The following is a 23,520-nucleotide window of genomic DNA, read 5'->3' as shown; positions in this document are numbered from 1 at the left end:
TGGGCGATGTCTATAAGCCAAATCGCGATAAGGAACATCAAAGGCATTTCGCATGAATGCTTTAACGTGCAATTAAAAGCCTGCAAACCCAATCTTTTAGTTGCGCCCAATGGCTTTGGCAAGAGCTCGGTCGCCATAGCATTTTCGTCGATGAACACCAAGCGAATCGATCTCGCTGAAAAGGATCATCATAAAGAGAACGATAAACTGGCACCTGAGCTTAGCATCACGGTTAACGGACAGAAGTTAATCGCAGACAAAACCAAAAACGAGATTCGACAACAGTTTGATGTGTTAGTTATCAATAGCGGCCTTACCCCGAATGCAAAAAAACACTTCAGCGGGCGGTGTCTTCTACTATTGAAGTTAAACCTATAACGATCTGCAAAATTCCACCTAGATCTGACTTTTCATATAGACCTGCTGACGCTAAAGCCCAATTTGGTCAAAACGGAAAGATTCTGACCAACATCTCTGATCTATTAAAAGACTCAAGACTTTTGGATGCGATTCAGGACGTCGATTTATCAAAATTCACTCAGGTTCGCATTCAGACAGCAGTTCAAGCCATAATCGACAAGGTGAACCATCAAAATGGAAGTGCAGCCGTCATATCCCAATGGATATTGGATAACTGTATTCAAGAGCTTAGATGACGCATTAGGATGAATTCTAGATTCTTGGGTAGAACTGACTAAGATTGTTTTAGCTCTATGCTTGTTGTTATTTGGGGTATTTTGTTTTCTAGCTCATTAACTTTTGTAGCGTAGTTCTGAATTTGTAACGTCATGGAATTATGTTGAGCTGCCAGCTGGCTCATTTGTTTTCTTAGGTTGATGATTTCGATCCGGTATTTTTCCTTCAATCTTTTTTCTGTTTTCAAAGAATCTCTGAGCTTTGCAACCAATGCCGCGTCCTGAGTCGAATGCTGAGATTGACTTTTAAGACGTAGCTGGTTCGCTTCGTCATGAATCTTTGCAACTATATCTTTATAGTAATGAGCTGAACCATTACCTAATCCGGCTTCTTGCTCAACCGCTCTCACTGATAGCTTTTGTTCAGGCGAGATACGTTCAGTGTTATGGCTAAGAATGCGCTCTAGTGCTTTTATAAGCTGAACACGAGTGTAATCAGATTTGCTCATATTTTGCCCCATCCATTTTAAGCTTTGAAAATGGAATTCTAAAATGATGCATCACTTTCTCAGCTGCTTTGATTTGTGTTACGAAGTGACTATAACCGGATGCTGTTAGTTCTCCTATGCTATCTAGATAAAGCAGCTTTTCCGATGCCCATTTATGCCGTTGAAACCAGTTTTTTGCTTTTTCTTTATCGATGAGCTGATTTTCGCAAGTAAAACAGGCCGCTGGAGATGATACCTTCTGCATCTGACAATCGTATCCTGCCAAGCAGTAGGAGTGAAGTGTACCAACCAAGTTTAGTTTGCCGGCCTTAACCAAGCTATACACATGATCCCAGGAAGAGAAAATCTGGGCGGTTGTTTTGCGCTCTTTCATGATCGACTTGCCCATTTTTCCATAGAGTTCATCTTTCGAATTGAGCCAACCATGTATTTTTTCAGTAACCATTTCGTGCTGAACTTCGCGCAATAAGGCTTTTAGTTCAACGTCTAACTGAAAATAGGACAACTTACTGTCTAATCCGCCCTCGCCATACCAGTCTGACGTAGGGACATCCAAGTGTTTGAATTGTTGTTTTATTGCAACACTAGAGCAAAGGTCATGCCGTTTTGCGAACACAGCAAAAGAGCGTCTGAATTGATGAGATGTCAGAGGCCATAGCTTGCCCAATTGAATTTTTGCATCGGCGTGTTGCGGGTTACAATTCGGGTTAATTAATTTGAACTCTTCAAGGTCTGCTTCTGTGATGTAAGCATTTGCAGCTTTCGCAATCTCATTGAAATGTGTTCGCATACTTCCTTCAAAGCGGACCTTTGGGAATGTTGCTTTGCTGGATTGGTTGAGCCACAAACAGTCCGATATGTGAACACGGATTGGATCCCCATCTGTAAGCAGTTGACTTCTCATATTACGAGACAATGCTTCTGCGAGTTCAATCGCTTTTAATGCGACCGGAACAGTGAGCCATTCACATGTCTGAGGTCGGCCTTGAACCATTTTGTGGTGTTGGGACTGCAGGAAATAATATTTTTGGTTATTGAACACTCGTGTTTTAAAGCTGTCCGCGGTCAGGCCATATAACTCGCTTCTTCTCATGCCTGTAAATGCCGCACAGACAATGTAGCAAGCTGTCTGCACATTTGTAATCCATCCCTTAAATTTACTGCCATTTGTTGGCACCAATTTGGCCAATGGCGTTTCTTGAATGTAAGACTCAATTATTTCAAAGTCTTTAGAAGGCTTAGATTTACTCACTTCAATTCGGTAGGCAGGCTCGCTTTTCTTTAACCATTGCCACTGACCAGATTCTATCTTTTGGTCAATTTCTTTCTTGCCAATTAGGTAGTTATCATGAAGATCGGTAAGTAAGTTGTGAATTAAATCACGGTGTGGATGCAATGACTCAACGATGCTTAGTGCTTCTGCGTAAATGAGCTCCATCAATCTAGTCGGTATTGCGTAAAACTGGTCCGTCTTTACTTTGTCCAATGCAGCATATTCTTTAGCTAATTCTTTTGGTGTTTGATCTGTTGGAGATGAAAACGCAAAAGGCAGTACGCCGGTTGTTCTCCTCAAGTTTGCAACAATAATAAAAATATGTTGGCAGTTTGCGATGCTGTATTGTTGGGTTTGAATATATGAGCAAAATTCACTAAATACCAAGGGGTGTGAGAGCGTCTCTACCGATTTGAATGAGTAACTATCTAAAAACTTAAATATTTGATTTAGTTTACTGTGTCGACTTATTAACGTAGTTGTTTTAATCACAGGGCCTGTCCGGGGCTTGCCAGCTACATACATCCAGTAAAAACAGATAAGTTTCATCTCCATAGCGAGATATTCTGATGCGATCTCAGAGAAAAAAATGCCCTTTTTGTTGGTGATTTTTGTATCGACGTAGGAAGATAAATCCCAGTATTCGTCTCCGAACCTACTGGCAGGAGCTCCGAAATGGTCTCGGCTGACAACAATTTCATTAAGTTCTTTCCAGTTTTCAGTTTTGAATAGTTCCATCACATGCTGAACGCCCAATTTGTTCTCTTGGAGAACGCTCTCAGGTATATGAAGTAAAGCTCTCACTAGTAGCCCCTTATATAAACAAGTTAAGTTCTTCTGGCCATAATGGATGACGACCATCTTTTAGCTTTCGCTCGGCTAAACGACGAATTTTCGGGTCGATTCGGAATATTATTTGATTTATCCGATGAAGTATTTCTTCAAAGTTGTTCTTAAACTGTGATTGGTTTAAATGATCCCCTCTAGATTCCTCGAGAGAACATTTGAAACTTAGTAAGCACCAAATGTCGTCAACTTCCTCGATAACAACCTGATTTGTACAAAAGAAACAGTTAAGTATGTCTGCGCATGCGAGATTTGATACATCCAAGGCCTTAGGGCTGAAGTTGACTTTCCGACGATACTTGTCTGCTTTGCTTCCAAATGGGTCTGTGCATCCAGTTCCAATGGGTGCTCGATCAGGCTTTTGGTGTGCGATCGAATATTTTTGAATAAATGCTTCATAGGGAAGTACTTCAACTTTTAAAATACTTCTAGCTTGCTCTTTAGCGTTCTGAATTTCGCCGCAGCGAATTGCGCTCTCCAAAGTGTGAGCTACGGCCTGCAGTTGCATATTGTTTTCTGGCTCATTACCCTTGGTGTAATGACGGTGGACAGTGTTTGGAGTATTTCCTAAGATTAAAGATGCCTCTGTGACATTGTTTGTTAAGGCAATGTACTTACTGCTACCGGTTGCCCTAAATCTTTTTGCTTCAGGCCTTAATTGATTTCCAAAGTCATCCTTTAAACCAAATGATTTAAATAACCAGTTATTAAAAGTTCGGAGGTGGGCCGTTTCTAACGTTGATATAACACCTTGTCTTGATTGATATAACAGATGCTCGTCGTCAGGCCTGATCAGACTACTGATTTCAAGTAAATCTTCCATGAATCTTAATGCATGCTTAGGAATATGGGTTGCGTGATTTTCACCTATTGCGATAGTTACAAATTTATTTGCTCTATTTTTTAAAACTGATTGCTCATACCAAATACCAGCTGAGCCTTCGCGTCGTTTAGGTTTTTTCATGCTCAACAAAGAAGTCGTATTTGCCCAAGTGTAATAGGCCATCAAAAAGAAACTGGCGCAAAAGTACTTTGTAATTACGCCACATACATCGAGTCTACGGTTTGAATCTGAATAGTTGGCTGTGTATGTGCTTGGTGCTGCGTTAACGTGTAATGGTGGGTTTTGTCTTATCTGTCTCCCAAGCTGTTGGTGTAATATTTTTAAACATCGGACAAGCTTTATTAGCTCAGTGTCGGAATAGGAATTCGAGGGGTTCGCTTCAGATCTGAAAATAGGGTATTTCGAAAACCAATCGAACACAGGGCAGTCAAATAATTCTAAGATGCATTTCGTTGCACTTATAAGTTTTCTCGCAGAGTTCACCGCTATTGAATGGGATTGAACCTGCTTTATGAGGTACCGCTCCCAGATTTCTATCGCTATAGCAGATTCTGGAGCGACATTATTCAAGTCGCAAAATCTAACATATTTTGCAAAATCCTGAATGTATCCATTCTTGGTTTGGTCTGAATATTCGTTGTTATCACTGAAAGCCTGAAACCATTTCTCAGCTAAACAGTCTCTGTTTGCAAATTGGGCTAGTGGGATATCTTGCAGTTTCGGAACACCATAGTAACGGAATCTCTCAAAATCAAAAAAGGCGTATTTGGTGATCCCGATTTTTAAGCTCAACCGTAAAGGCCTAAACGCACCATTCTGATTAGTCATTGTCTTCCCCTAGTGCTTCATGAAGGAATATGTCCATCATCGAAATTGCATTTCTATTAAGCTTTTCTTTGTTTAGATATCTTAAATAACGCCAGGTTGTTGATTCATGTCGGTGTCCCATCCAACCCATTACTAGAGTCATTGCATCCAATGGGGGAAGATGCTCAAGTAGGGACGCCAATCGATAAGTTCCATAGGTTGCACGAGCATCATGAGGCCGATGATTTAAAGGTCTTCCGGTTACTGCTTTATATGCTTTCTTGGCTTTGAAATAATGCTGAGCCACATTTACCGAAGTCATCGGTAAACCGTTTTGATTGAGTAAGAGCGTTTTTGAGTTAGGCTGTTTTTTTTGACGAGCAGCCCTGCGAGAACTAATGGAGTATAGATACAGCTCTCTCATCAAAGATGCAGGCACTTCTATTGTTCTTATTTTTCCGTACTTCGTTGGAACACCGACGTGTGGACCTATTTCAATGTCGAAACGAGTATCAGATGACGATGGGTTGAAGACCAAATCCAGATGAAAAAAACATGCCTCTTCCATTCTTAAACCGCATTGGAACTGCAATAATTGATGTAACAAAAACTCGGTAGTGAAAGATCTAATGATTTTAAAAAAGGTTCTGACTTCATCTTCTGTAAATGGGCATAGCTGTTGTTCAAGGTTTTTGCGGGGATTACGTATTCTTAGATCTGTGGAATTAACGACAAAACTTCTATTAATGAATCTGAGGGGACCGGAATTAGAAATTCGCACCAACTCCATTTCAAATGGTTTGTTTTCTTCCGAGAACTGAATCAGTCCTTCATGACCAGCCCATTTATAAAAACCAACTACATGGCTGATATACGTAGCAGCTGTTGACAGCTGAATCGCACCACTCCTTGCGGATAACAACAAATCATCATTTTTAAACCTGTAAGTTGGTTTCAAACTTTTTTGTTTAGGGAAGTGATCCCAAGGTAAGCCGTAATTCTCTAGAAAGTTCCAATATCGCTTTAGTGCTCTTACGTTTGAATTGATGTTTTTGGCTTTCCTTACGTTTACCAAGAAGTTGAGCCAAAGATTTACTGGTTGCAGATATTCGCCAGAAGCTGAATAAAATGTTGGAAAACCACTTAGCTTTATATTTCTATTCAGATTTTTTGAGATATGCGGTATTGGGACTTCGAAGTCATCAGAGTCAATGATAAAGACCATACCAGCTCCATGATTAGCAAGACACTAATCATGAATCTAGTCGGTTTTCCAGAGGTGTCAATTTTATAGTTTACGTTTTCCAGCACTAGTTTTTAAGAGTAACAAATTCTTCGGCACTGGTCGGGTGTAGCGCGACGGTGGCGTCAAAGTCTGCTTTAGTTGCCCCCATTTTTATGGCGACAGCAAAGCCTTGTAAAATTTCATCCATGCCTTCGCCAATACCATGTAAACCAATGATTTTTTCTTCAGCACCCAAGCAAATCAGTTTAAAGCTACTGAGTGCACGGTGCGGGGTAATGGCGTTGTACATGGCGGCAAAACCAGAACGATAGATTTTCAGCTGTTCTTTACCATAAATGGCTATCGCATCGGCTTCGGATAAACCAATAGTACCAATCGGCGGATGACTGAATACCACGGTAGGTATTAACGAGAAATCCATATGTGCATCAGGCAAGGCAGGGTTAAAGAGCCTTTCGGCTAACAAGCGGCCTGCTTTAACGGCCACTGGCGTAAGTTGCGCTTCGCCTGTGACATCGCCCACCGCATAAATACCAGGGACATTGGTGTTCTGGTATTTATCGGTACGAATAAAACCATGTTGATCTGTCTGAACACCGGCCGCAGCTAAATTAATGGCATCGGTGGTCGGCTCACGGCCAATGGCCCAAATTAGGCAGTCAACATCTTTAATGGTTTGACCTTTTTCCAGCGTCAGGCTTAATAAGCCATCAGATTGTTTTTCCACACTTTTTACATTGCAATGCGTATGCAATGGTAATTTGTCTTGGGCCATGCGGCTGAGTAAGGCATCAGTAATGTCAGTATCAAAGCTGCGTAACGGCCGATCGCCACGCACTAATAAATGCGTTTCTGTACCCAGTGCATGTAATACACCTGCAATTTCCACCGCGATATAACCCGCACCTACCACGACCGCTTTTTTAGGCTGAGTGGTTAAGGCAAAAAAACCATCAGAATCAATACCCAGTTCGGCACCCGGGATCTGCGGTTGGGTTGGACGACCGCCAACCGCAATAGTGATATGGTCGGCCGTGATCTGCTCACCGTTTACTTCAACCGTATTTTTATCAATAAAACGGGCGAAACCTTGGATATAGTCAACCCCATTACTGCTAAAACCGCGCTGATAGCCGCCGTGAATACGCTCAATATAAGCTTCGCGATTTTTCACTAAGGTGGCCCAATCAAAGCCTTGTTGCTTTAAATCAAAGCCATAACTTGCACTGTATTTAATGGCTTCTGCAATATGTGCCCCGAACCACATGACTTTTTTTGGCACACAGCCGACATTAACGCAGGTGCCCCCCACCGCTTTTGCTTCAATTACGGCGGCTTTTGCGCCACGCATAGCGGCGCGATTGGCTGAAGCAATACCGCCGCTACCGGCACCAATGGCGAGAAAATCATAATGACGAGACATAACTGAACCTATAATGTAAAAATTATTGCTGACAGATATAAGGGGTTAAGCCACAGATTACAAGCCAATGCCGGCAATTTGCGGTTAACGCCTTGACAACCCGAGCCAAAACCCCAACATAGCATACATCTCGCTTATTTAAAGGAACTGCTCTTATGACAACTGCATCTGTTGCCGCCGTTCAAGCTAACCCCTTGTTAACCTTCACTGACTTACCGCCATTTTCCGCCATTCAACCCGAGCATATAAAGCCTGCCGTTGAGCATGCCATTGCCAGCGCGCGCGCTGCGGTTGAACGTGTGGTGGCTGCGGCGGATGTGAGTTGGCACAGCCTCATTACTGAATTAGAGCAAGACAGCGATCGGCTGGGCAAATTGTGGTCGCCAGTGTCGCATCTCAATTCTGTAGCCAATAGCCCAGAGCTGCGTGAAGCCTATGAAAGTTGTTTGCCGCTGTTGTCAGAATTTAGTACCTGGTTAGGCCAGCATGAGGGCTTATATCAAAAATATCAGCAGTTACACGACAGTGCTGAGTTCGCACAGTTAACGGCGGCCCAGCAAAAAGTCATCACCAACGCCCTGCGTGATTTTAAATTATCAGGCATTGGCTTACCGGCAGCGAAGAAACAGCGTTATGGCGAAATTCAAAGCCGTTTATCTGATTTAAGCTCAAGCTTTGCTAACAATACCTTAGATGCCACTCAGGCGTGGTTCAAGCACGTTACTGATGAGGCTCAATTAGCGGGCTTACCGGCAGATGCTAAATTGGCAGCGGCCGAAGAAGCGGAGCAACGTGAATTAACCGGTTGGGTGTTCACCCTTGAGTTTCCTAGTTATATCGCCGTAATGACTTACGCTGACGATCAGGCACTGCGCCAAGAGTTATACAGCGCTTATTGCACGCGAGCCTCAGAGCAAGGCCCAACCGCGGGCCAGTTTGATAACACAGCTATAATTGAAGAAACCCTGGCGCTAAAACATGAGTTAGCGCAACTACTGGATTTTGCTAATGCCGCCGATGAGTCGTTGGCGACCAAAATGGCAGAGTCGCCACAGCAAGTGTTAGATTTTTTAACGGATTTAGCGGGTCGCGCTAAACCACAAGCGCAGCGCGATTTAGCCGAGTTAACCCAATTCGCCAAAGAGCAATTTGGCGTGGCTGAGTTGCATGCTTGGGATATCACCTACTACGCCGACAAGCTGAAAGAAGCGCGTTATGCCGTTTCTGATGAGTTGTTACGCCCTTATTTCCCAGCCACAAAAGTGGTACCGGGTTTGTTCGCCGTATTACAGAAATTGTTTGGCATTACAGTGAAACCGCGTGCTGGCGTGGATGTGTGGCATGCTGATGTCCAGTTTTATGATGTGTTTGCCGCCGATGGCTCGTTGCGTGGCAGTTTCTATCTTGATCTGTATGCCCGCAGTAAAAAACGCGGTGGCGCCTGGATGGATGATTGCCAAGGCCGACGTGTTTTACCCAACGGTCAGTTACAAACCCCGGTGGCCTATTTAACCTGTAACTTTAATAAACCCGTAGGTGGCAAGCCTGCGCTGTTTACGCATGACGAAGTGATTACTTTATTCCACGAGTTTGGTCATGGTTTACATCATATGTTAACCCAAGTTGATGCAGCTGCCGTGGCGGGTATTAATGGTGTCGCTTGGGATGCAGTAGAGTTACCCAGTCAGTTTTTAGAGAACTGGTGCTGGACACCAGAAGCGTTAGCGCTGATCTCCGGCCATTATGAAACGGGTGAGCCGCTACCAGAAAATCTATTAAACAAAGTGTTGGCCGCGAAAAATTTCCAATCGGCGTTGTTTTTGATTCGACAATTAGAGTTCGCCTTGTTTGATATGCGCTTGCATGCCGAGTTCAACCCAACCGAGGGTGGCCGTGTGCAGCAGTTGCTGGATGAAGTGCGCGCCGAGGTGTCGGTGATTATGCCGCCACGCTTTAATCGCTTCCAACATAGCTTTGGTCATATTTTTGCCGGTGGTTACGCGGCAGGCTACTATAGTTACTTATGGGCAGAAGTATTATCCGCTGATGCCTTTAGCCGCTTCGAAGAAGAAGGGGTATTTAATGCCGCTACCGGGCAAGACTTTTTGCAATGGATTTTAGAGCGCGGTGGCAGTGCCGAACCCATGGAGTTGTTTAAAGGTTTCCGAGGCCGCGAGCCTTCTAACGAAGCCTTATTGCGACATATGGGGATTGCCAGCTAAGGCTGGCTTACTGAAAAAGGAAAATATTATGTTGCATGCCAAAAAACTCGTATTGCTTTTCGGTTGTTTACCGCTGTTAGCGTGTCAGCAACCTTCCAGTGTTGATCGCGTTGCACCGGCGCCTTTAGTTGAGCAAATTGACCCGCAAACCGATCCGGTTAAAGCCGTGCGTGCACATCAACAGCAACAAAGTGTGGCACTGGCTGATGTCGGGCAATTACGCGCTGAAGTATTAAAACTAACACGCGACAAAAGCGCCGATAATGTGCAGCAGTGCTTAGTGTTAGGGTTGGGGCATAAACCTTGTGGTGGGCCGGCAGAGTATATCGCGGTATCGACCAAAGGGCGTGATGAAGGCGCCTTGCTGAAAAAAATTAGTGCCTATAATCAAGCGGTCGAAGCTGAAAATATGCGCAAGGGCATGATGTCTGACTGCTCGGTGGTGATGAAACCCCAAGTACAATTAAATAATGGCCAATGTGAGTTGGTAAAAGAGCTTACGCAGTAAGCAGCAAAGATTAACTCTTCGCTGCGGTAAAGGGGATGCTGAGTGCGTCAGGTAGAAAAATTTAGTGACATTCTGCAACGTGCAAAAGAGCGTAAGGGCGGCGCAGCAGCCCTGGCGGCGTTAGTGGGTAAACCCTTGTCGAACAAAGCTATCGCGGAATTGCCCGACAGTGTGTTTTTAGCCGAGTTTAGTAAAAAAGTCTTTCAATCCGGTTTTGTTTGGCGCGTAGTACGGCAAAAATGGCCCGCATTTTGTGAGCTGTTTTTCGACTTTGATATCGAAAAAATGCTGTTGCTAAGTGACGAAATGCTGGAAAAAAGAGCGCAAGATCCGCGGATTATTCGCAACTTAAATAAGGTTTTTACTATTCGTGATAATGCATTGATGATTTATCACGTGCAGCAGCAACACGGCAGCTTTGCGCGCTTTGTGGCTGATTGGCCAAGCGATGACATTATTGGGCTGTGGAATTATTTAAAAAAACACGGCGCACGCTTAGGCGGCAATACCGGGCCTTACGCTTTGCGCACCTTGGGTAAAGACACCTTTTTATTAACCCAAGATGTTGAAGCTTATTTAAAAGCTTATGGCGTGTTTGATGGGGGCATTAGCAGTAAACGCAGCCAACAGCAGATCCAACAACAATTTAACGATTGGCAGCAACAAAGTGGCCTGAGTTTACAAGAAATCAGTCAAATCGTGTCTTACAGTGTCGGTGAAAATTATGCCGGTATGCAGCAATGAGAGCGGTGTTACTTATTGCTGACTTGCCCGCTGAGTTGTCGGCCGAGTTAACGCAACGTTTTGGTTTAACCTTAAGCGATAGCGCGACGGGCTGGCATCTACGTTGGGTTGAGCAGCAGTTAGTGCTTCGACACACCGACATGCCGAAACAGGGTGATATCGTGGTCGATTTTGCCAGTGCAGCGGCGACTTATCGCCGTCAACATGGTGGCGCCAAAAGCGAAGGCATCGCCAAAGCTTGTGGCCTGCATAAAAAGCGCGATTTGCAGATTATTGATGCCACTGCCGGCTTGGGCCGTGATGCCTTAGTGCTGGCGAATGTCGGCGCACATGTTACCTTAGTTGAGCGCAACCCGCTGGTTGCTGCACTATTATACGATGGCCTGCAGCGCGCTGCTGCGCATGCCAGCACGGCCGAGTTGGCCAGTAGAATGCAGCTACATTTTGCTCCAGCGCTACAAGCGTTAACCTGCTTGCCCACGGCCGATGTTGTCTATCTTGATCCGATGTTTCCACCGCGTGAAAAATCTGCGTTAGTGAAAAAAGAAATGCGTGCCTTTCATGATGTGGTAGGCAGTGATACCGATGCGGATGCCCTGTTAGAACCGGCGTTGGCCTTGGCGAAGTACCGTGTTGTGGTAAAACGCCCGGGCTATGCACAAGTGCTGGCGCAGCGCGAGCCGCAACTGGTGGTAAAAGGTAAAAATAACCGTTTTGATGTTTATATTAAACAAGCCATAACCTAAGGATATAACAATGATTAAAGTAGGCGATAAATTACCCGAAGTGACTTTTGCTCAATTAACGGCAGAAGGTATGCAAAGCCCAACGACCAGCGATGTGTTTGCTGGTAAAAAAGTGGTGTTGTTCGCCGTACCTGGCGCCTTTACGCCAACCTGCTCTGCGGCACATTTGCCTGGCTATATTGCACTGGCGGATCAAATTAAAGCGAAGGGCGTTGATACTATCGTTTGTATTGCCGTAAACGATGCATTTGTGATGAAAGCCTGGGCCGACAGCCAAAATGCAGAAGAAATTACCTTTTTAGCTGATGGCGGTGCCAGTTTCCATAAAGCGATAGGTTTAACCATGGAGACCGGTGATTTTGGCGGTGTTCGTTCAGAGCGTTACGCAATGATCGTCGATGACGGCGTAGTAAGCCTGCTTAATGTTGAACCACCAAAGAGCTTTGAAGTCAGTAAAGCGGAAACGGTGCTCGCTGCACTATAAGTCTCAGCGTAAAACGCGTAGCCATTGAGCTGCGCGTTTTGCTTTTGAAGAGGTTAAAACTGCGGTTGAGTAGGGCGAGTCAGTTACACCTGCGCGATTTCCCGCCAATTCATTACCTTTATGCCAGTACCGTTTAGAAAAAGCAGCGCAGCAAGGTCGCTTAACGGTTATTATAGGCAGTATGAGAGCGTAGTGAGGTATTTGACCTTATTCCGTAAGCATAGTAGCTTGCTAACTGCGCATGTAGACAGAGTGGATCTGAGGAATTTATGACAACAGTAAATGTACTGTGTATTAAGTGGGGCAAAAAGTATGGCCCTGATTACGTCAATAAGCTGCATTCGATGGTGAGTCGTAATCTGACCTTGCCGTTTCGCTTTATTTGCTTAACCGACGACGCCGTTGGTATCGACAGCCATATTGAAGTAAAAGATATTCCGGCTGTGGGTTTTAAAGATTTTGATGAACGTCAGCCATGGAGTTTTGGCCATGGTTGGTTAAAAGTCACCAGCTTTGCTGATCCGTTATATGACTTAACGGGGCCAACGTTGTTTATCGATTTAGATGTGGTCATTGTCGACAACATCGATTGCTTCTTCCAGCCGAAAGGCGAATTCTTCGTGATTAAAGAGTGGGATAAAACCGATGCCACCGGTAATACCTCGGTATACCGTTATGAAATTGGTGCTCACAGCGACTTAATTGATTTACTGAAAAATCATAAAGAGCGCGAATTAGCCAAAGTACGCAACGAACAAGAATTCGTTACGCAAAACTTAGCCGCACAAAACAAATTACAATACTGGCCTGAAGGCTGGTGCGTAAGCTTTAAACGGCACTGTTTGCCAAAAGGCATTATGAACTGGTTTAAGCCAGCCGTGATCCCGAAAGGGGCGAAAATTGTTGCTTTCCATGGTAAACCTAATCCGCCGGATGCCGTCGCAGGTATCAGTGGCAAGTGGTATCGGCGCGTGCTGCCGGTGCAGTGGGTTAAGGATATGTGGCAGTAAGTTTCGCTAATGCGCTATAAAATTTTCATTATCAATCTGGCGCGCTCACCCGAGCGCTACCAGCAAGCTTTAGCGCAGCTCGCGCAATGGCCTGATCTGCCTGTAGAACGCATTGACGCGGCCGATGGTCGAGCGATGTCGGCAGCCGACATTGCGCAATATTATTCTGCCAGCGCCAACCAACGCTTACATTATAAAACGCTAAAAGCCGGTGAAAAGGGCGCTTTTATTAGCCATATTCGTTGCTGGCAGCAAATTGTGGCTCAGCAGCTCGATTTTGCCTTGATCCTCGAAGATGACTTTCTGGTAGATGGCGATTTACCCGCTTTATTGTCGGCTATTGCGGCCGTTCCAACCCCCTGGCATTTATTAAAGCTGGCCATGCCAAATAAACAACAAAAAATCATTGCCAGTTCCCCCGGTGCGCCTTTTCAGTTGGTGCATTTTCAGAAGAATCCGATCTCGGCTGTGGCACAAGCGGTGAGCTTGGCTGGCGCTAAATTGTTGTTAGAGCGAGAAGTGCCTTTTGGGCGGCCGGTAGATGTTGCCATGCAATATAGTTGGCAATTAGGTTTTCAGGCGATGGGCTTGTGGCCGCTGATCTTTAAACCGGATCTGGGTTTTGATAGCACCATAGCCGGTAAGCAAAATGATCAGGTCAAGCGATCAGTGTTTTATTGGCGACGGCTGGAATTTATTATTGCCAATTTATGGCATAACCTGAAAACTTACGGCCCTAAGGCGTTGTTGCGTGCCCGTAAATGGCCGAATAGCCGTGGCAGTACGCGGTTATCAAACTAGCCTGGTAACCTGGCGTGCTGCAACGTCATTGCGGTTTAGTGATATTCCACAGAGTCAAACCTGGCTTTTCGCTGTGTTTTGTAGGGCCAATTGTTGCTGATAAAAAGCTAACACTTCAGCGGCTTTAGCCGCCGGTTCAAACCGCTGCATCGGATATTGACGGCGCTGCAAATGCGTAAGCTGCTCTTTGATGCGCTGTGCCAAGGTTTCAGCATCATCAATCGGCACTAATTCGGTAGCAAACAGCGGTTGTAAATATTTTGCGCCTTCTGAGGCGGTGGCAACAATGGGTAAACCAGCATGCATCGCTTCTAAAAAGACTAAACCAAAAGGTTCACTGCGGGCGGTGCTGACAAACAGATCAAAGCAAGCGAGCCATTGCTGAGGTTCGCTACTAAAGCCTGGCATAATCACAGTACTTGGCGCTTTATCTCGTATTTGCTGCCAATGTTTGCCCTCACCCACAATCACTAAGCGGCTATTAGGGATATTCGCGAGGCTAAAGGCTTGTAATAAGGTCTCTTGGCCTTTGCTTTGCTCTACTCGACCCAAAGTACCAATCACGAGATCATCAGGGCCAATCGCATGCTCTTGGCGCAAGCGTTCCCGCGCATCCATCGGCACGCTTTTGGCGGCTGACCAGTTATCGAGTTGCACCGTGCGCTCACGCAGCGGCAGAGGAATAGCCGCCATTTGCCAAGGGGCGATAGCGATTAAGGCATCAAGCTTAGCATGCTGTTGTTTTTTATAATGAATGTGTAAAGTGGCCACACGCAGACACAAGCCGGGCACACCTTGTAATACGCGACAGGCAGCACTGAGGTGGGCGTGTGCCACATCGGGTTTTAACTGTTTCAGCAAGCGTTTCGCGCGAAAGATCGCAAGAAACTTCATGCCACTAACCAGTTTAAGGTTAACCTTAGACGAAACCCGATGGGCAATGGCATTAGCCCGCTGCTCAGCGCCGCGTTGATGCAAAATCAGGGTGACGTCATGGTCTTGTTCGGCCTGTAAGTTGGCCAGCTCGACCGCATAACGCTCGCTACCGGCAAAACTGTGGGTGAGAATAATATGGACAATTTTCATAACGGCTCATCAACAAGGAAGGCGCGCAAGCGCAGCGGACTAGATAACTGCATGGTATACTATTTGCCGTTTTGGCAAAAGCCGTTGCAAAGGTTGCCGTTAACGGCGTTTAGGTCAGGCCACCTAAGGCTGACGACACACCGCGGGCAGTGACTTTAGCGCCATGAAGGGCTTTATAAAAGGGTTGTTGATTTGTTTAGGCTGATCTACTCGCTACTACTGTATTTGCTGCTGTTGCCGCTATTACTTTATTTGCTTTGGCGTTCGCGCAAAGATCCTGCTTATCGGCAGCGCTTAACTGAGCGGTTTAGCTGGCAACTGGCTGCCTTAAAGCTAAAACCTCACGGTATTGTGGTGCATGCGGTGTCGGTTGGTGAGGTGATTGCCGCCACTCCACTGATCCGCCAGTTGCAACAACGTTATCCCACACAACCTATTACGGTAACCTGCACCACGCCAACCGGCAGCGCCACTATAGTTGAGCGGTTTGGTGATAGTGTGCAGCATTGTTACTTACCCTTTGATTATGTTGGCGCAGTGGGGCGTTTTTTACGACACTTGCAACCGCGCTTAGTGGTGATTGTTGAAACGGAACTGTGGCCAAATCTTCTAGCAGGTTGTCGTTATGCGAACATCCCCGTGGTGGTGGTGAATGCGCGGTTATCGGCTAAGTCGGCTAAAGGCTATCGGCGTTTTCATAAAGTTAGCCAAAGTTTGTTAGCGGATATTAGCCTGTTGTTGTGCCAAAACCGCGCTACTGCCGCTCGCTTTCGGGCCTTAGGTTACCGTAATGAGCTGCAGGTGGCAGGTAATTTAAAGTTTGAGTTGGCCTTGCCAACTACACAACAAGCCTTAGTTGAACGTTTTGCGCCGGTATTGGCGAAACGCTTAGTGTGGGTGGCCGGTAGCACGCATGCGGGTGAAGATGAACAGTTGCTGGCGCTTTATCCCGCCTTAAAACAGCAATTTCCAAATTTACTGTTGATGCTAGTGCCACGGCATCTGGAACGTTTTGACAAGGTTGCCGACTTAGTCACGAGTTCGGGGTTAAGCTTGTGGCGGCGCAGCAGCGACCGTTTGCCCGAAGCCAATGTTGAGGTGGCGCTCGGCGACTCTATGGGGGAGTTGCTCAGTTGGTATCAATTAGCTGATTTAGTGTTTATCGGCGGTAGTTTAATTCCGCGCGGCGGTCACAACCCGTTGGAAGCCATCAGCTTTGCCAAAGCCGTGCAAAGCGGGCCACATGTGTTTAATTTTAAAGAAGCCTACCGCCAGCTACAACAACGCTCGGCGGTCAGTATCGTGTCAGACGCTACCGCCTTGTTAGCCGATAGCCAAAGGTTGCTTGCTGACAGTGCCTTGCGACAAACGCAAGGCCAGCGAGCACAGGTATTTTTCTTGCAGCAACAAGGTGCAACTTCACGCACGCTGCAAGCCATTGCACAGCTGATAGGAGCAAGCATGCCGCATCATGTTCACCAGCAAGGGCATGAAACCTTCTGGTTTGATCCCGAGTTTTTTTCAACGCTTAGCGCCGCACAATTTGATAGCCAGTGGTGGCAGCAACAAGACGCGGTGATTGGCAGTTCAAGTGGTCGTAATATTGCGTACTTTGTGCAACATCAGCAGCATAAGCTGGTGTTGCGTCATTATTATCGTGGTGGCTTAGTCGGTAAGTTGTTGCATGATCAATTTTGGTTGCAATCAGTGGGCAATAGTCGCGCCATGCAAGAATACCAGCTGTTAGCTTGGATGCGCGAGCAAGGGCTGTCGGTACCCAAGCCGGTGGCCGCGCGTTATCAGCGCAGCGGCTTAATATACCGCGCTGATTTACTCATTGAACTGATCCCCGATAGCAAAGACTTGGCGGCCATTTTACAGCAAAGGCCACTGACGCAGGTCGAATGGCAAGCGGTGGGTAAGGCGATTGCTCGGATGCATCAAGTGGGCGTGTATCATTCGGATCTGAACTGTCGCAATATCATGTTAGATGGCAGCGGCACGGTGTGGTTAATTGATTTTGATAAATGCCAGCGCCGCTCAACAGGCCCGTGGACAGAGCAAAACTTAGCGCGGTTATTGCGCTCATTTAATAAAGAATTAGGTAAATTGCCGGTATTTCATTGGCAAGCCGCCACGTGGGATGACGTGGTGCAAGGTTATCAGCAACAGCTAAACAGTAAAGGTCAGGCATAAGATGCAGCAGTGGGATGTGATCGTGATTGGCGCCGGTGCCGCCGGGTTATTTTGTGCCATCGAAGCCGCGAAACGCGGCCGAAAAACCCTCGTGCTGGATAATGGTAAGCGCATCGGTCGCAAAATTATTATGTCGGGTGGCGGCCGATGTAATTTCACCAATATGTATGCCAGCCCCGCTAACTTTTTATCGCAAAATCCGCACTTTTGTAAATCGGCGCTCAGCCGTTATACCCAGTGGGATTTTATCGCGCTGGTGCAGCAATATGGTATTGCTTACCATGAGAAAACCCTAGGCCAGTTGTTTTGTGACAACAGCGCCAAAGACATCGTCGAGATGCTGCAGCAAGAGTGCGACAAAGCAGGCGTGCAAATCGGCTTACAACAAGATATTCAACAGGTCAGTTTTGTGGATGGCCAGTATCAACTCACCACAGCGCAAGGCGTGCGGCAATGCCACAGTTTAGTGATCGCCAGTGGCGGCTTAAGCTTGCCGAACCTAGGTGCTACCGCCTTTGGTTTTCAGCTAGCAGAGCAGTTTGGTTTAAAGGTGTTGCCGGTGCGTGCGGGCTTAGTGCCATTAACGTGGCAACCCAGCGATAAAGCGGTGTTTGAAGAAATAAGTGGTGTGGCGCTTCCGGTTACGGCTGAGGCTAATGACACTCAGTTTCCCGAAGATATGCTATTTACTCACCGCGGTTTAAGCGGCCCGGCTATTTTGCAAATTTCTAACTACTGGCAACCCGGTGACGAGCTTCGTGTTAATTTAGCTGCCGGCCAAGATGTCACGGTATTTTTAACCGAGCAGCAACAACAACATCCGGCGCAAGAGTTAAAAACCAGCTTAGCGCGCTTAATTCCCAAGCGCTTAGTGGATAAGCTGCTGGAGTTACAGTTGTTTCAAAACCAGCCATTAAAAGCCCTGAACGCCAAAAGCATTGCCCGCCTCGATGAGTTATTAACGCAATATGTGTTTAAACCCAATGGCACCGAAGGGTATCGCACCGCCGAAGTCACTCTTGGTGGCGTTGACACCAACGAGTTATCCTCTAAAACCATGGAAGCGAAAAAGCAACCTGGTTTGTATTTTATCGGCGAAGTAGTCGATGTTACTGGTTGGCTAGGGGGCTATAATTTTCAATGGGCGTGGAGTAGTGGTTGGGTAGCCGGGCAGTATTGTTAAGTGACACTTTTCATCGTAGCGCTTAACTGATTTTGATATGCGACTACGCGTTAACTGTTTTTATTTACTTGTTTGTTGCGGTTCGGTTATCTATAGCATAACCACCCAGTGGTAAGCGTTTAGCCAAGCTGTCACCTTGCTTAGTTTCTAGCCAAGCTGTCACCTTGCGGTGAGAGACTTTCTTTTGTATCGCCAAAAGAAAGTCTCGCAAAGAAAAGGCGACCCACGTTGCGGCGAAAGCCCGATCAATTTTGCCCGCCCAAGGCGACGAGGTAACTCGCTCGGCGCTACCGCCCCTCACTCAAACACCCCTCGTCTTAAAACCTTGGTCATGCAAACTTGCTCGGCTTGCAACGTAATGGGTTTAAAAGCATAGCAGTGTTAGCAAAATTAATGCTAGTGACTGATCCCACAGACTCTCGGTATCTGATCCCGAAGCTAGGTTGGCTAGGGTGCTATAATTTTCAATGGGCGTGGAGTAGTGGTTGGGTGGCAGGGCAGTATTGTTAAGTGACACTTTTTGTCAGCGTGCTGAACCAAACCTTCACTTTGCGTTGAGTTTCTAGCCAAGCTTTCACCTTGCGGTGAGAGACTTTCTTTTGCATCGCCAAAAGAAAGTCTCGCAAAGAAAAGGCGACCCACGTTGCGGCGAAAGCCCGTTCAATTTTGCCCGCCCAAGGCGACGAGGTAACTCGCTCGGCGCTACCGCCCCTCCCTCAAACACCCCTCGTCTTAAAACCTTGGTCGTGCAAACTTGCTCGGCTTGCAACGTAATGGGTTTAAAAGCATAGCAGTGTTAGCAAAATTAATGCTAGTGACTGATCCCACAGACTCTCGGTATCTGATCCCGAAGCTTTTGCCGAAGCTTACGACAAAATGATGATTTATACCATTACACCAGAGCACTGTATTGAACTGATGCGCGCTGACTGTGAAGAGTCTCCAGAACGACAAAAATGCCGGTTGTTACCGCAATTCAGTGCGACAAGGGTAACTATTGGATCTGACTCGTAACGTTCTTTAAGGCTCAATAAATAACTCTACCTGCAACTTTACCCCTTTGCTGTCAGCATAGTGTATCAAGTCTTGCATTAATTGCTGCCAGATAGCCAGCGCATCGTTATCAATGGTTGGCTGGCTGCCGGTGCAAAAACACCAAACGGTGGGCGTAGTAAGGGTATCAACAACATCCAGCAACAGATCATAAGCGGCGTCAAAATTTTCGCCGAAGTAATCAGGAAACTGAAAATAGCGCTGCAAGTTGGCTAAGATTGTTTGTTGGTTAAGGATGTCGTCTTGAGCAAGACAAATAGCATTAGTCGGGGCAGTAGCATACTGCAGTGAAACACCACGGTTATAAGCTTGCTCCATCATTGAGCACCAGAAATAGTTCGAAAAGAGCGATAATGATCTTCGGTGTAATAATATACTATCGGTGGATTGCCACCTGTTACAACTCGCCGCGGACCACGGTGTGAAAGGCCTGGGGTATCAACCGTATATTCCCGGTAGTAACCACTTGGTTTAGACGGCAACAGGCGCTCTCTGTTTTGAAAGGTTATGCCATCGCGATCATATGGAAAAGGGCCATTACTACGGATCCGTTGTAATGTTTTTTGTAGCTCTCGCTCCTGTGCAGACTGATGCGATTGCGGGTAGGCGTTTTGTTCTGCTACAGCATTGTTAAAACCGTCATCAAAGCCTTTACTGATATCACTACCTTGAAAATGGTAGATACCAGCCAACACCAGCAACAACAGTAGCAACTTTTTCATGTGAAATCCTTTTCTAAATAACCAATGCAATATTCTCAGACATTCATTATGCGTACAACTGAACTTTCATCTCATTTCATGCTTTCCCATATATTATTGCCTGTTCTTAACAGTGGTAAATGTTTAGCCAAGCTCTCACCGCAGGTGAAAATACTGACGAGCCACTTAGTCTGAGTTGCTGAAATGATGACCAAAAACTTTGAAGTAAAAAACGTAATATGCAGCTAAGCGCAGGCTGTTTTGGATTTTATTCCCCTTAAAGCGAGCCGACTTGCTCGGCTTGCAACGTAATGGGTTTCAAAGCATAGCAGTGTTAGCAAAATGAATGTTTAGCGTCTGATCCCAAATGACGTTAAACATACTTGTATAAGAGTAAAAGTTAAAAACGAACTATATTGAAAAATCAGGGGGGAGTCTTACCTGAATTCGCAGAAAACTTGTAAGTGCTTATAATGTTAAGTGTCTGAACTAAAATGAATACAAGTGGATGCAATTGTAGCCGAAAAGCTTTTCGTTCGTGATTTGCAGGGAATTGAATTATGAAAAAATTTATGGAAAAACTTGCTCTAGAGCACATCATTTTAATGATCACATTTTTTATTTTTTTCGGTGTTTGGGCTATCGCGTTAATGCCGATTATTTTGATGTGGCATGATATTAAAAAATACAGAACTGTCGTTATTTTTATCGTTGTCGTTTGCCTAGGCTACACGTTCGGAAAAACACTAGCGGAAAGGCATAATGAAAAATACCAAGCCGCAATGAGTAGCCATAGTTTTCTAGCTAAACACTTGAAAGTATCTTGTTAGTTTCACGAGAATCAGCCGATCTCAATTCGATAGGCTAATAAACACCAGCACAACCTGCCTAAGACGTTCAATGTCTAGTGTATGAATGCTTAGTCTCGCCCCCTAAACATTTCCGTTTTTAGCGTACAGGCGATTTACAATATAAGCGAATTGCGGTCGCTGAGCTTTACTGAATAAAAATTTACCCGTGATAGCAATCGCAATAACATTCCTGAATTCGCCACTATTGAAGTCAGATGAACATTTTATTTCAATACTCACTGCGCACTGCAGTTCTAAAGTTTACAGACTGAATAACAATACATACACAAACCAACAGCATTCCCAGCCAACCTTTAAACGTAAATACCTCTCCTACAATCCAAACGGCTAAAAGCGTTGCAACGAGCGGTTCAATCAAGGTAATTAGAGTAGCTGAACTTACTTCAACTGACTTAAGCCCAAACCCGAACAATAAATAACCTAAAAACATCGGCACGAATGCCATATATAGTACAACCAAAGTATTTTCAGGCGTGCGGAACAAGTTTTCACCGGTAAAAAATAGGGACGGTAGAAGCAATGTAGCCGCAATACCAAATATCCCCGCCATTGAAGATGTTGAGCTTACTCCTTTGTTGATCATATGCTTTACCAGCAAAGAGTAGGCTGCATACGTTAAGCCTGCTACCAAACCAAGCATAATACCTAGCCGCTGCAAGCTAACATCAATCGGTAAGTAGCCATCAGCTGACTTTCCCATACTAAGCAATACAACGCCGCTTGCGCCAATGACAAAACTGACGCACCATCTCGCCGATACATTCTTTTTGCAAAAAAGACGCTCTAATATTGCAGAGAAAAGTGGTGCGCTTGCAATTGATACGACAGTGCCAATGGCAACACCTGACCAGCGCATTGCAGTATAAAAGGCTAATGGGTACAAGGCCACGCACAAACCACCGCCGATAAGCACAATTGGCATTTTTCTCATTAAAGGTAAATTCTTATCTAGCTCTTTTCTCGCTAAAATACAAAGAAGTACGCCGCCTCCGCCCATGGCAAAAGCGCCAATCGCTAATGGGCTAATATCGGGAGAAAAATGAGCAACGGTTCCGGTAGTTCCCCACAAAAAACTCGCCACTATTACCGCTAGAACACTGTGAAAACGCGCACTTGCCATTGCCACTTTTACCCCATAACACTAATAATGACTTAGGTGTATATTACAAGGGGAATACAATTAGCTTTTTACCAAAAGGACGGTTTTTATATCGATGAAGACGGAAGTTATGATTTAAATCGTGTTGGAGGAAGGCCAAAGTGTTTTGAAAATTTGCGGCTAAATGCAGCCTGTTCTGGGTAGCCAACTTTTTCGCCAATAATATTAATTGGATAATCAGTATGTCGTAGCAAAGCTTGCGCTTTCTCCATACGCACTTTACTGACGAAGTTCATCACCGTCATGCCGGTGTACTTTTTAAATAAAACTTTAAACTGAGTACTGCTTAAACACGCCACTTGCGCTAGTTGCTCTATGCTAAGCACTTGTTGAACATGCATTTGTATAAAGTGAATTGCGTTAGCGATACGAGCATCCAGCTTCGGCATCAACGTTTGTTCAGACAGCAACAAATAAAAAGTATGAAACATAGATTGTTCAAGTTGTAAGTTTAACTGTTGCTGTAATTGCTCTTCAATGAACAGCAAATAGCACGACAGCGTTTTATTAATCGCAAATACCACTCCGTCAAAAGAATCAATTTTTACTGGGAGGCAGCTCATATCAGCAACAACAAACCGCGCTTCAGGGGGCGCTGTAAAAAGATGATTTTCATGCTTCCTAACGATCACACATTCGCCAACCGCTACTTTGCCGTTAAAGTTTCCCACTTTAATCGCAATACTTCCCCGTAACGGAAGTACCAGCTGATAATAGTCATGTGAATGATCAACAGGTTTGGTACTGTAGCTGCGTATCGATAAAATATCAGGCATAAACTCAGGTTATTGGAAAACAGATTGAGTTATTATGCATGTGATTCCTGATTGCTCAAAGTGAGGTAAATCTTAACTTTGATAAAATTCCGCTTCAGATACAAAGATGCTTTTCAGCAAAACAAATACCGCTTTGGATTTTATTCCCCTCAGAGCGCTTTCGAGCGGAAGTGGGATCGCATTTTCGTTGCATACTTTCTTTTGGCGACGCAAAAGAAAGTCTCTCGACAACAGCGACAATGTGATGACTACCATCCTGCCATTTCACGATAGCGCTGCCGAAAAAATACTCTTTAACAGGCTTATCTGCCGCCACCAAGCGTAGCATGGCGGGTTGTCTTTGCGGTCTGATGCACTTTGTGCAAAGATCGGGAGCTTAACCTGTTGTCAAATGCA

General features: G+C 45.4%; 22 protein-coding genes. 11 read left to right on the top strand and 11 right to left on the bottom strand.

Translation table 11 applies throughout. The features are described 5' to 3' along the window. The first annotated feature begins 6 nt into the window (after positions 1-6). Positions 7-378 (top strand): hypothetical protein, encoded by a 372-nt coding sequence (locus L1N97_RS04355; RefSeq protein WP_236128930.1) that lies wholly within the window; start codon positions 7-9, stop codon positions 376-378. Between the two features lie 316 nt (positions 379-694). Here the strand turns inward: L1N97_RS04355 and L1N97_RS04350 are convergent, their stop codons facing one another. From L1N97_RS04350 to gorA, 5 genes are all read right to left on the bottom strand, one after another. Beyond that, entirely contained in the window at positions 695-1,144 is a 450-nt protein-coding gene (locus L1N97_RS04350) for a hypothetical protein (RefSeq protein ID WP_065956653.1), read from the bottom strand. Next, a complete protein-coding gene (locus tag L1N97_RS04345) occupies positions 1,131-3,221 on the bottom strand; it encodes a hypothetical protein (protein WP_236128929.1) in 2,091 nt (696 codons plus the stop codon). Before L1N97_RS04345 ends, L1N97_RS04350 begins: the two co-directional genes overlap by 14 nt. A 10-nt stretch (positions 3,222-3,231) precedes the next feature. Beyond that, positions 3,232-4,935 carry a hypothetical protein gene (locus L1N97_RS04340; RefSeq protein WP_236128928.1) on the bottom strand — a complete coding sequence of 568 codons (1,704 nt, stop codon included), beginning with the start codon at positions 4,933-4,935 and terminating at the stop codon, positions 3,232-3,234. Continuing rightward, positions 4,928-6,139: a tyrosine-type recombinase/integrase gene (locus L1N97_RS04335; protein ID WP_236128927.1), complete on the bottom strand. Its 1,212-nt coding sequence runs from the start codon at positions 6,137-6,139 to the stop codon at positions 4,928-4,930. Before L1N97_RS04335 ends, L1N97_RS04340 begins: the two co-directional genes overlap by 8 nt. Before the next feature lie 85 nt (positions 6,140-6,224). Beyond that, positions 6,225-7,583, bottom strand: a complete 1,359-nt coding sequence (gorA, locus tag L1N97_RS04330; RefSeq protein WP_236128926.1) for a glutathione-disulfide reductase — start codon at positions 7,581-7,583, stop codon at positions 6,225-6,227. Between the two features lie 155 nt (positions 7,584-7,738). On the opposite strand from gorA, the gene prlC reads away from it, so the two are divergent. The 7 genes from prlC (at position 7,739) to L1N97_RS04295 (ending at position 14,098) form a co-directional block, all read left to right on the top strand. Further along, the gene (gene prlC / locus L1N97_RS04325) at positions 7,739-9,805 is read left to right on the top strand and encodes an oligopeptidase A (RefSeq protein ID WP_236128925.1); all 2,067 of its coding nucleotides are present in this window, start codon (positions 7,739-7,741) and stop codon (positions 9,803-9,805) included. A 28-nt stretch (positions 9,806-9,833) separates the two neighbouring features. Continuing rightward, positions 9,834-10,313 carry a hypothetical protein gene (locus L1N97_RS04320; protein WP_229584721.1) on the top strand — a complete coding sequence of 160 codons (480 nt, stop codon included), beginning with the start codon at positions 9,834-9,836 and terminating at the stop codon, positions 10,311-10,313. Positions 10,314-10,355: 42 nt separating this feature from the next. Beyond that, on the top strand, positions 10,356-11,057 hold the full coding sequence (locus L1N97_RS04315) for a DNA-3-methyladenine glycosylase I (RefSeq protein WP_229584722.1): 702 nt from the start codon (positions 10,356-10,358) through the stop codon (positions 11,055-11,057). After that, complete coding sequence (locus L1N97_RS04310) at positions 11,054-11,803, top strand: class I SAM-dependent methyltransferase (protein WP_236128924.1); 750 nt, start codon at positions 11,054-11,056, stop codon at positions 11,801-11,803. Before L1N97_RS04315 ends, L1N97_RS04310 begins: the two co-directional genes overlap by 4 nt. A 10-nt stretch (positions 11,804-11,813) precedes the next feature. Continuing rightward, the gene (locus L1N97_RS04305; protein WP_226750392.1) at positions 11,814-12,287 is read left to right on the top strand and encodes a peroxiredoxin; all 474 of its coding nucleotides are present in this window, start codon (positions 11,814-11,816) and stop codon (positions 12,285-12,287) included. A gap of 269 nt (positions 12,288-12,556) precedes the next feature. Beyond that, the gene (locus tag L1N97_RS04300; RefSeq protein ID WP_236128923.1) at positions 12,557-13,297 is read left to right on the top strand and encodes a hypothetical protein; all 741 of its coding nucleotides are present in this window, start codon (positions 12,557-12,559) and stop codon (positions 13,295-13,297) included. A 9-nt stretch (positions 13,298-13,306) separates the two neighbouring features. After that, a complete protein-coding gene (locus L1N97_RS04295; RefSeq protein ID WP_236128922.1) occupies positions 13,307-14,098 on the top strand; it encodes a glycosyltransferase family 25 protein in 792 nt (263 codons plus the stop codon). A gap of 54 nt (positions 14,099-14,152) precedes the next feature. On the opposite strand, the gene L1N97_RS04290 is transcribed toward L1N97_RS04295, so the two are convergent. Continuing rightward, positions 14,153-15,184: a glycosyltransferase gene (locus L1N97_RS04290; protein WP_236128921.1), complete on the bottom strand. Its 1,032-nt coding sequence runs from the start codon at positions 15,182-15,184 to the stop codon at positions 14,153-14,155. A 192-nt stretch (positions 15,185-15,376) separates the two neighbouring features. On the opposite strand from L1N97_RS04290, the gene waaA reads away from it, so the two are divergent. Both waaA and L1N97_RS04280 read left to right on the top strand, forming a co-directional pair. After that, the gene (waaA, locus tag L1N97_RS04285) at positions 15,377-17,380 is read left to right on the top strand and encodes a lipid IV(A) 3-deoxy-D-manno-octulosonic acid transferase (protein ID WP_236128920.1); all 2,004 of its coding nucleotides are present in this window, start codon (positions 15,377-15,379) and stop codon (positions 17,378-17,380) included. 1 nt (position 17,381) lies between these two features. Continuing rightward, complete coding sequence (locus L1N97_RS04280; RefSeq protein ID WP_236128919.1) at positions 17,382-18,563, top strand: NAD(P)/FAD-dependent oxidoreductase; 1,182 nt, start codon at positions 17,382-17,384, stop codon at positions 18,561-18,563. 1,020 nt (positions 18,564-19,583) lie between these two features. Here the strand turns inward: L1N97_RS04280 and L1N97_RS04275 are convergent. Together L1N97_RS04275 and L1N97_RS04270 are read right to left on the bottom strand one after the other, a co-directional pair. Further along, positions 19,584-19,937 (bottom strand): barstar family protein, encoded by a 354-nt coding sequence (locus L1N97_RS04275; protein ID WP_236128918.1) that lies wholly within the window; start codon positions 19,935-19,937, stop codon positions 19,584-19,586. Further along, a complete protein-coding gene (locus tag L1N97_RS04270; protein ID WP_236128917.1) occupies positions 19,934-20,338 on the bottom strand; it encodes a ribonuclease domain-containing protein in 405 nt (134 codons plus the stop codon). Before L1N97_RS04270 ends, L1N97_RS04275 begins: the two co-directional genes overlap by 4 nt. A 539-nt stretch (positions 20,339-20,877) precedes the next feature. On the opposite strand from L1N97_RS04270, the gene L1N97_RS04265 reads away from it, so the two are divergent. Further along, positions 20,878-21,147 carry a hypothetical protein gene (locus tag L1N97_RS04265; RefSeq protein ID WP_236128916.1) on the top strand — a complete coding sequence of 90 codons (270 nt, stop codon included), beginning with the start codon at positions 20,878-20,880 and terminating at the stop codon, positions 21,145-21,147. A 250-nt stretch (positions 21,148-21,397) separates the two neighbouring features. Here the strand turns inward: L1N97_RS04265 and L1N97_RS04260 are convergent, their stop codons facing one another. The 3 genes from L1N97_RS04260 to L1N97_RS04250 all read right to left on the bottom strand — a co-directional run bounded on the left by L1N97_RS04260 (position 21,398) and on the right by L1N97_RS04250 (position 23,452). Beyond that, positions 21,398-22,309 (bottom strand): DMT family transporter, encoded by a 912-nt coding sequence (locus tag L1N97_RS04260; protein ID WP_236129172.1) that lies wholly within the window; start codon positions 22,307-22,309, stop codon positions 21,398-21,400. Positions 22,310-22,416: 107 nt separating this feature from the next. Next, the gene (locus L1N97_RS04255; RefSeq protein WP_236128915.1) at positions 22,417-23,124 is read right to left on the bottom strand and encodes an AraC family transcriptional regulator; all 708 of its coding nucleotides are present in this window, start codon (positions 23,122-23,124) and stop codon (positions 22,417-22,419) included. A gap of 94 nt (positions 23,125-23,218) precedes the next feature. Further along, a complete protein-coding gene (locus L1N97_RS04250) occupies positions 23,219-23,452 on the bottom strand; it encodes a hypothetical protein (protein ID WP_236128914.1) in 234 nt (77 codons plus the stop codon). Positions 23,453-23,520: the final 68 nt, after the last annotated feature.

The organism is Rheinheimera sp. UJ63 (genome assembly GCF_021568285.1).
Taxonomy (GTDB): domain Bacteria; phylum Pseudomonadota; class Gammaproteobacteria; order Enterobacterales; family Alteromonadaceae; genus Alishewanella; species Alishewanella maricola.
This window is presented reverse-complemented; position numbering and strand designations above follow the sequence as displayed.

What these genes read in the sequence shown, in the direction of transcription:
- L1N97_RS04280 (WP_236128919.1), top strand. Translation starts at nt 17,382, where the DNA reads ATGCAGCAGTGGGATGTGATCGTGATTGGCGCCGGTGCCGCCGGGTTA.
- L1N97_RS04275 (WP_236128918.1), bottom strand. Translation starts at nt 19,937, where the DNA reads ATGATGGAGCAAGCTTATAACCGTGGTGTTTCACTGCAGTATGCTACT.
- L1N97_RS04335 (WP_236128927.1), bottom strand. Translation starts at nt 6,139, where the DNA reads ATGGTCTTTATCATTGACTCTGATGACTTCGAAGTCCCAATACCGCAT.
- L1N97_RS04250 (WP_236128914.1), bottom strand. Translation starts at nt 23,452, where the DNA reads ATGCTACGCTTGGTGGCGGCAGATAAGCCTGTTAAAGAGTATTTTTTC.
- L1N97_RS04320 (WP_229584721.1), top strand. Translation starts at nt 9,834, where the DNA reads ATGTTGCATGCCAAAAAACTCGTATTGCTTTTCGGTTGTTTACCGCTG.
- L1N97_RS04260 (WP_236129172.1), bottom strand. Translation starts at nt 22,309, where the DNA reads ATGGCAAGTGCGCGTTTTCACAGTGTTCTAGCGGTAATAGTGGCGAGT.
- gorA (WP_236128926.1), bottom strand. Translation starts at nt 7,583, where the DNA reads ATGTCTCGTCATTATGATTTTCTCGCCATTGGTGCCGGTAGCGGCGGT.
- L1N97_RS04290 (WP_236128921.1), bottom strand. Translation starts at nt 15,184, where the DNA reads ATGAAAATTGTCCATATTATTCTCACCCACAGTTTTGCCGGTAGCGAG.
- L1N97_RS04300 (WP_236128923.1), top strand. Translation starts at nt 12,557, where the DNA reads ATGACAACAGTAAATGTACTGTGTATTAAGTGGGGCAAAAAGTATGGC.
- L1N97_RS04340 (WP_236128928.1), bottom strand. Translation starts at nt 4,935, where the DNA reads ATGACTAATCAGAATGGTGCGTTTAGGCCTTTACGGTTGAGCTTAAAA.
- L1N97_RS04265 (WP_236128916.1), top strand. Translation starts at nt 20,878, where the DNA reads ATGAAAAAATTTATGGAAAAACTTGCTCTAGAGCACATCATTTTAATG.
- prlC (WP_236128925.1), top strand. Translation starts at nt 7,739, where the DNA reads ATGACAACTGCATCTGTTGCCGCCGTTCAAGCTAACCCCTTGTTAACC.
- L1N97_RS04270 (WP_236128917.1), bottom strand. Translation starts at nt 20,338, where the DNA reads ATGAAAAAGTTGCTACTGTTGTTGCTGGTGTTGGCTGGTATCTACCAT.
- L1N97_RS04310 (WP_236128924.1), top strand. Translation starts at nt 11,054, where the DNA reads ATGAGAGCGGTGTTACTTATTGCTGACTTGCCCGCTGAGTTGTCGGCC.
- L1N97_RS04355 (WP_236128930.1), top strand. Translation starts at nt 7, where the DNA reads ATGTCTATAAGCCAAATCGCGATAAGGAACATCAAAGGCATTTCGCAT.
- L1N97_RS04295 (WP_236128922.1), top strand. Translation starts at nt 13,307, where the DNA reads ATGCGCTATAAAATTTTCATTATCAATCTGGCGCGCTCACCCGAGCGC.
- L1N97_RS04255 (WP_236128915.1), bottom strand. Translation starts at nt 23,124, where the DNA reads ATGCCTGATATTTTATCGATACGCAGCTACAGTACCAAACCTGTTGAT.
- L1N97_RS04305 (WP_226750392.1), top strand. Translation starts at nt 11,814, where the DNA reads ATGATTAAAGTAGGCGATAAATTACCCGAAGTGACTTTTGCTCAATTA.
- L1N97_RS04350 (WP_065956653.1), bottom strand. Translation starts at nt 1,144, where the DNA reads ATGAGCAAATCTGATTACACTCGTGTTCAGCTTATAAAAGCACTAGAG.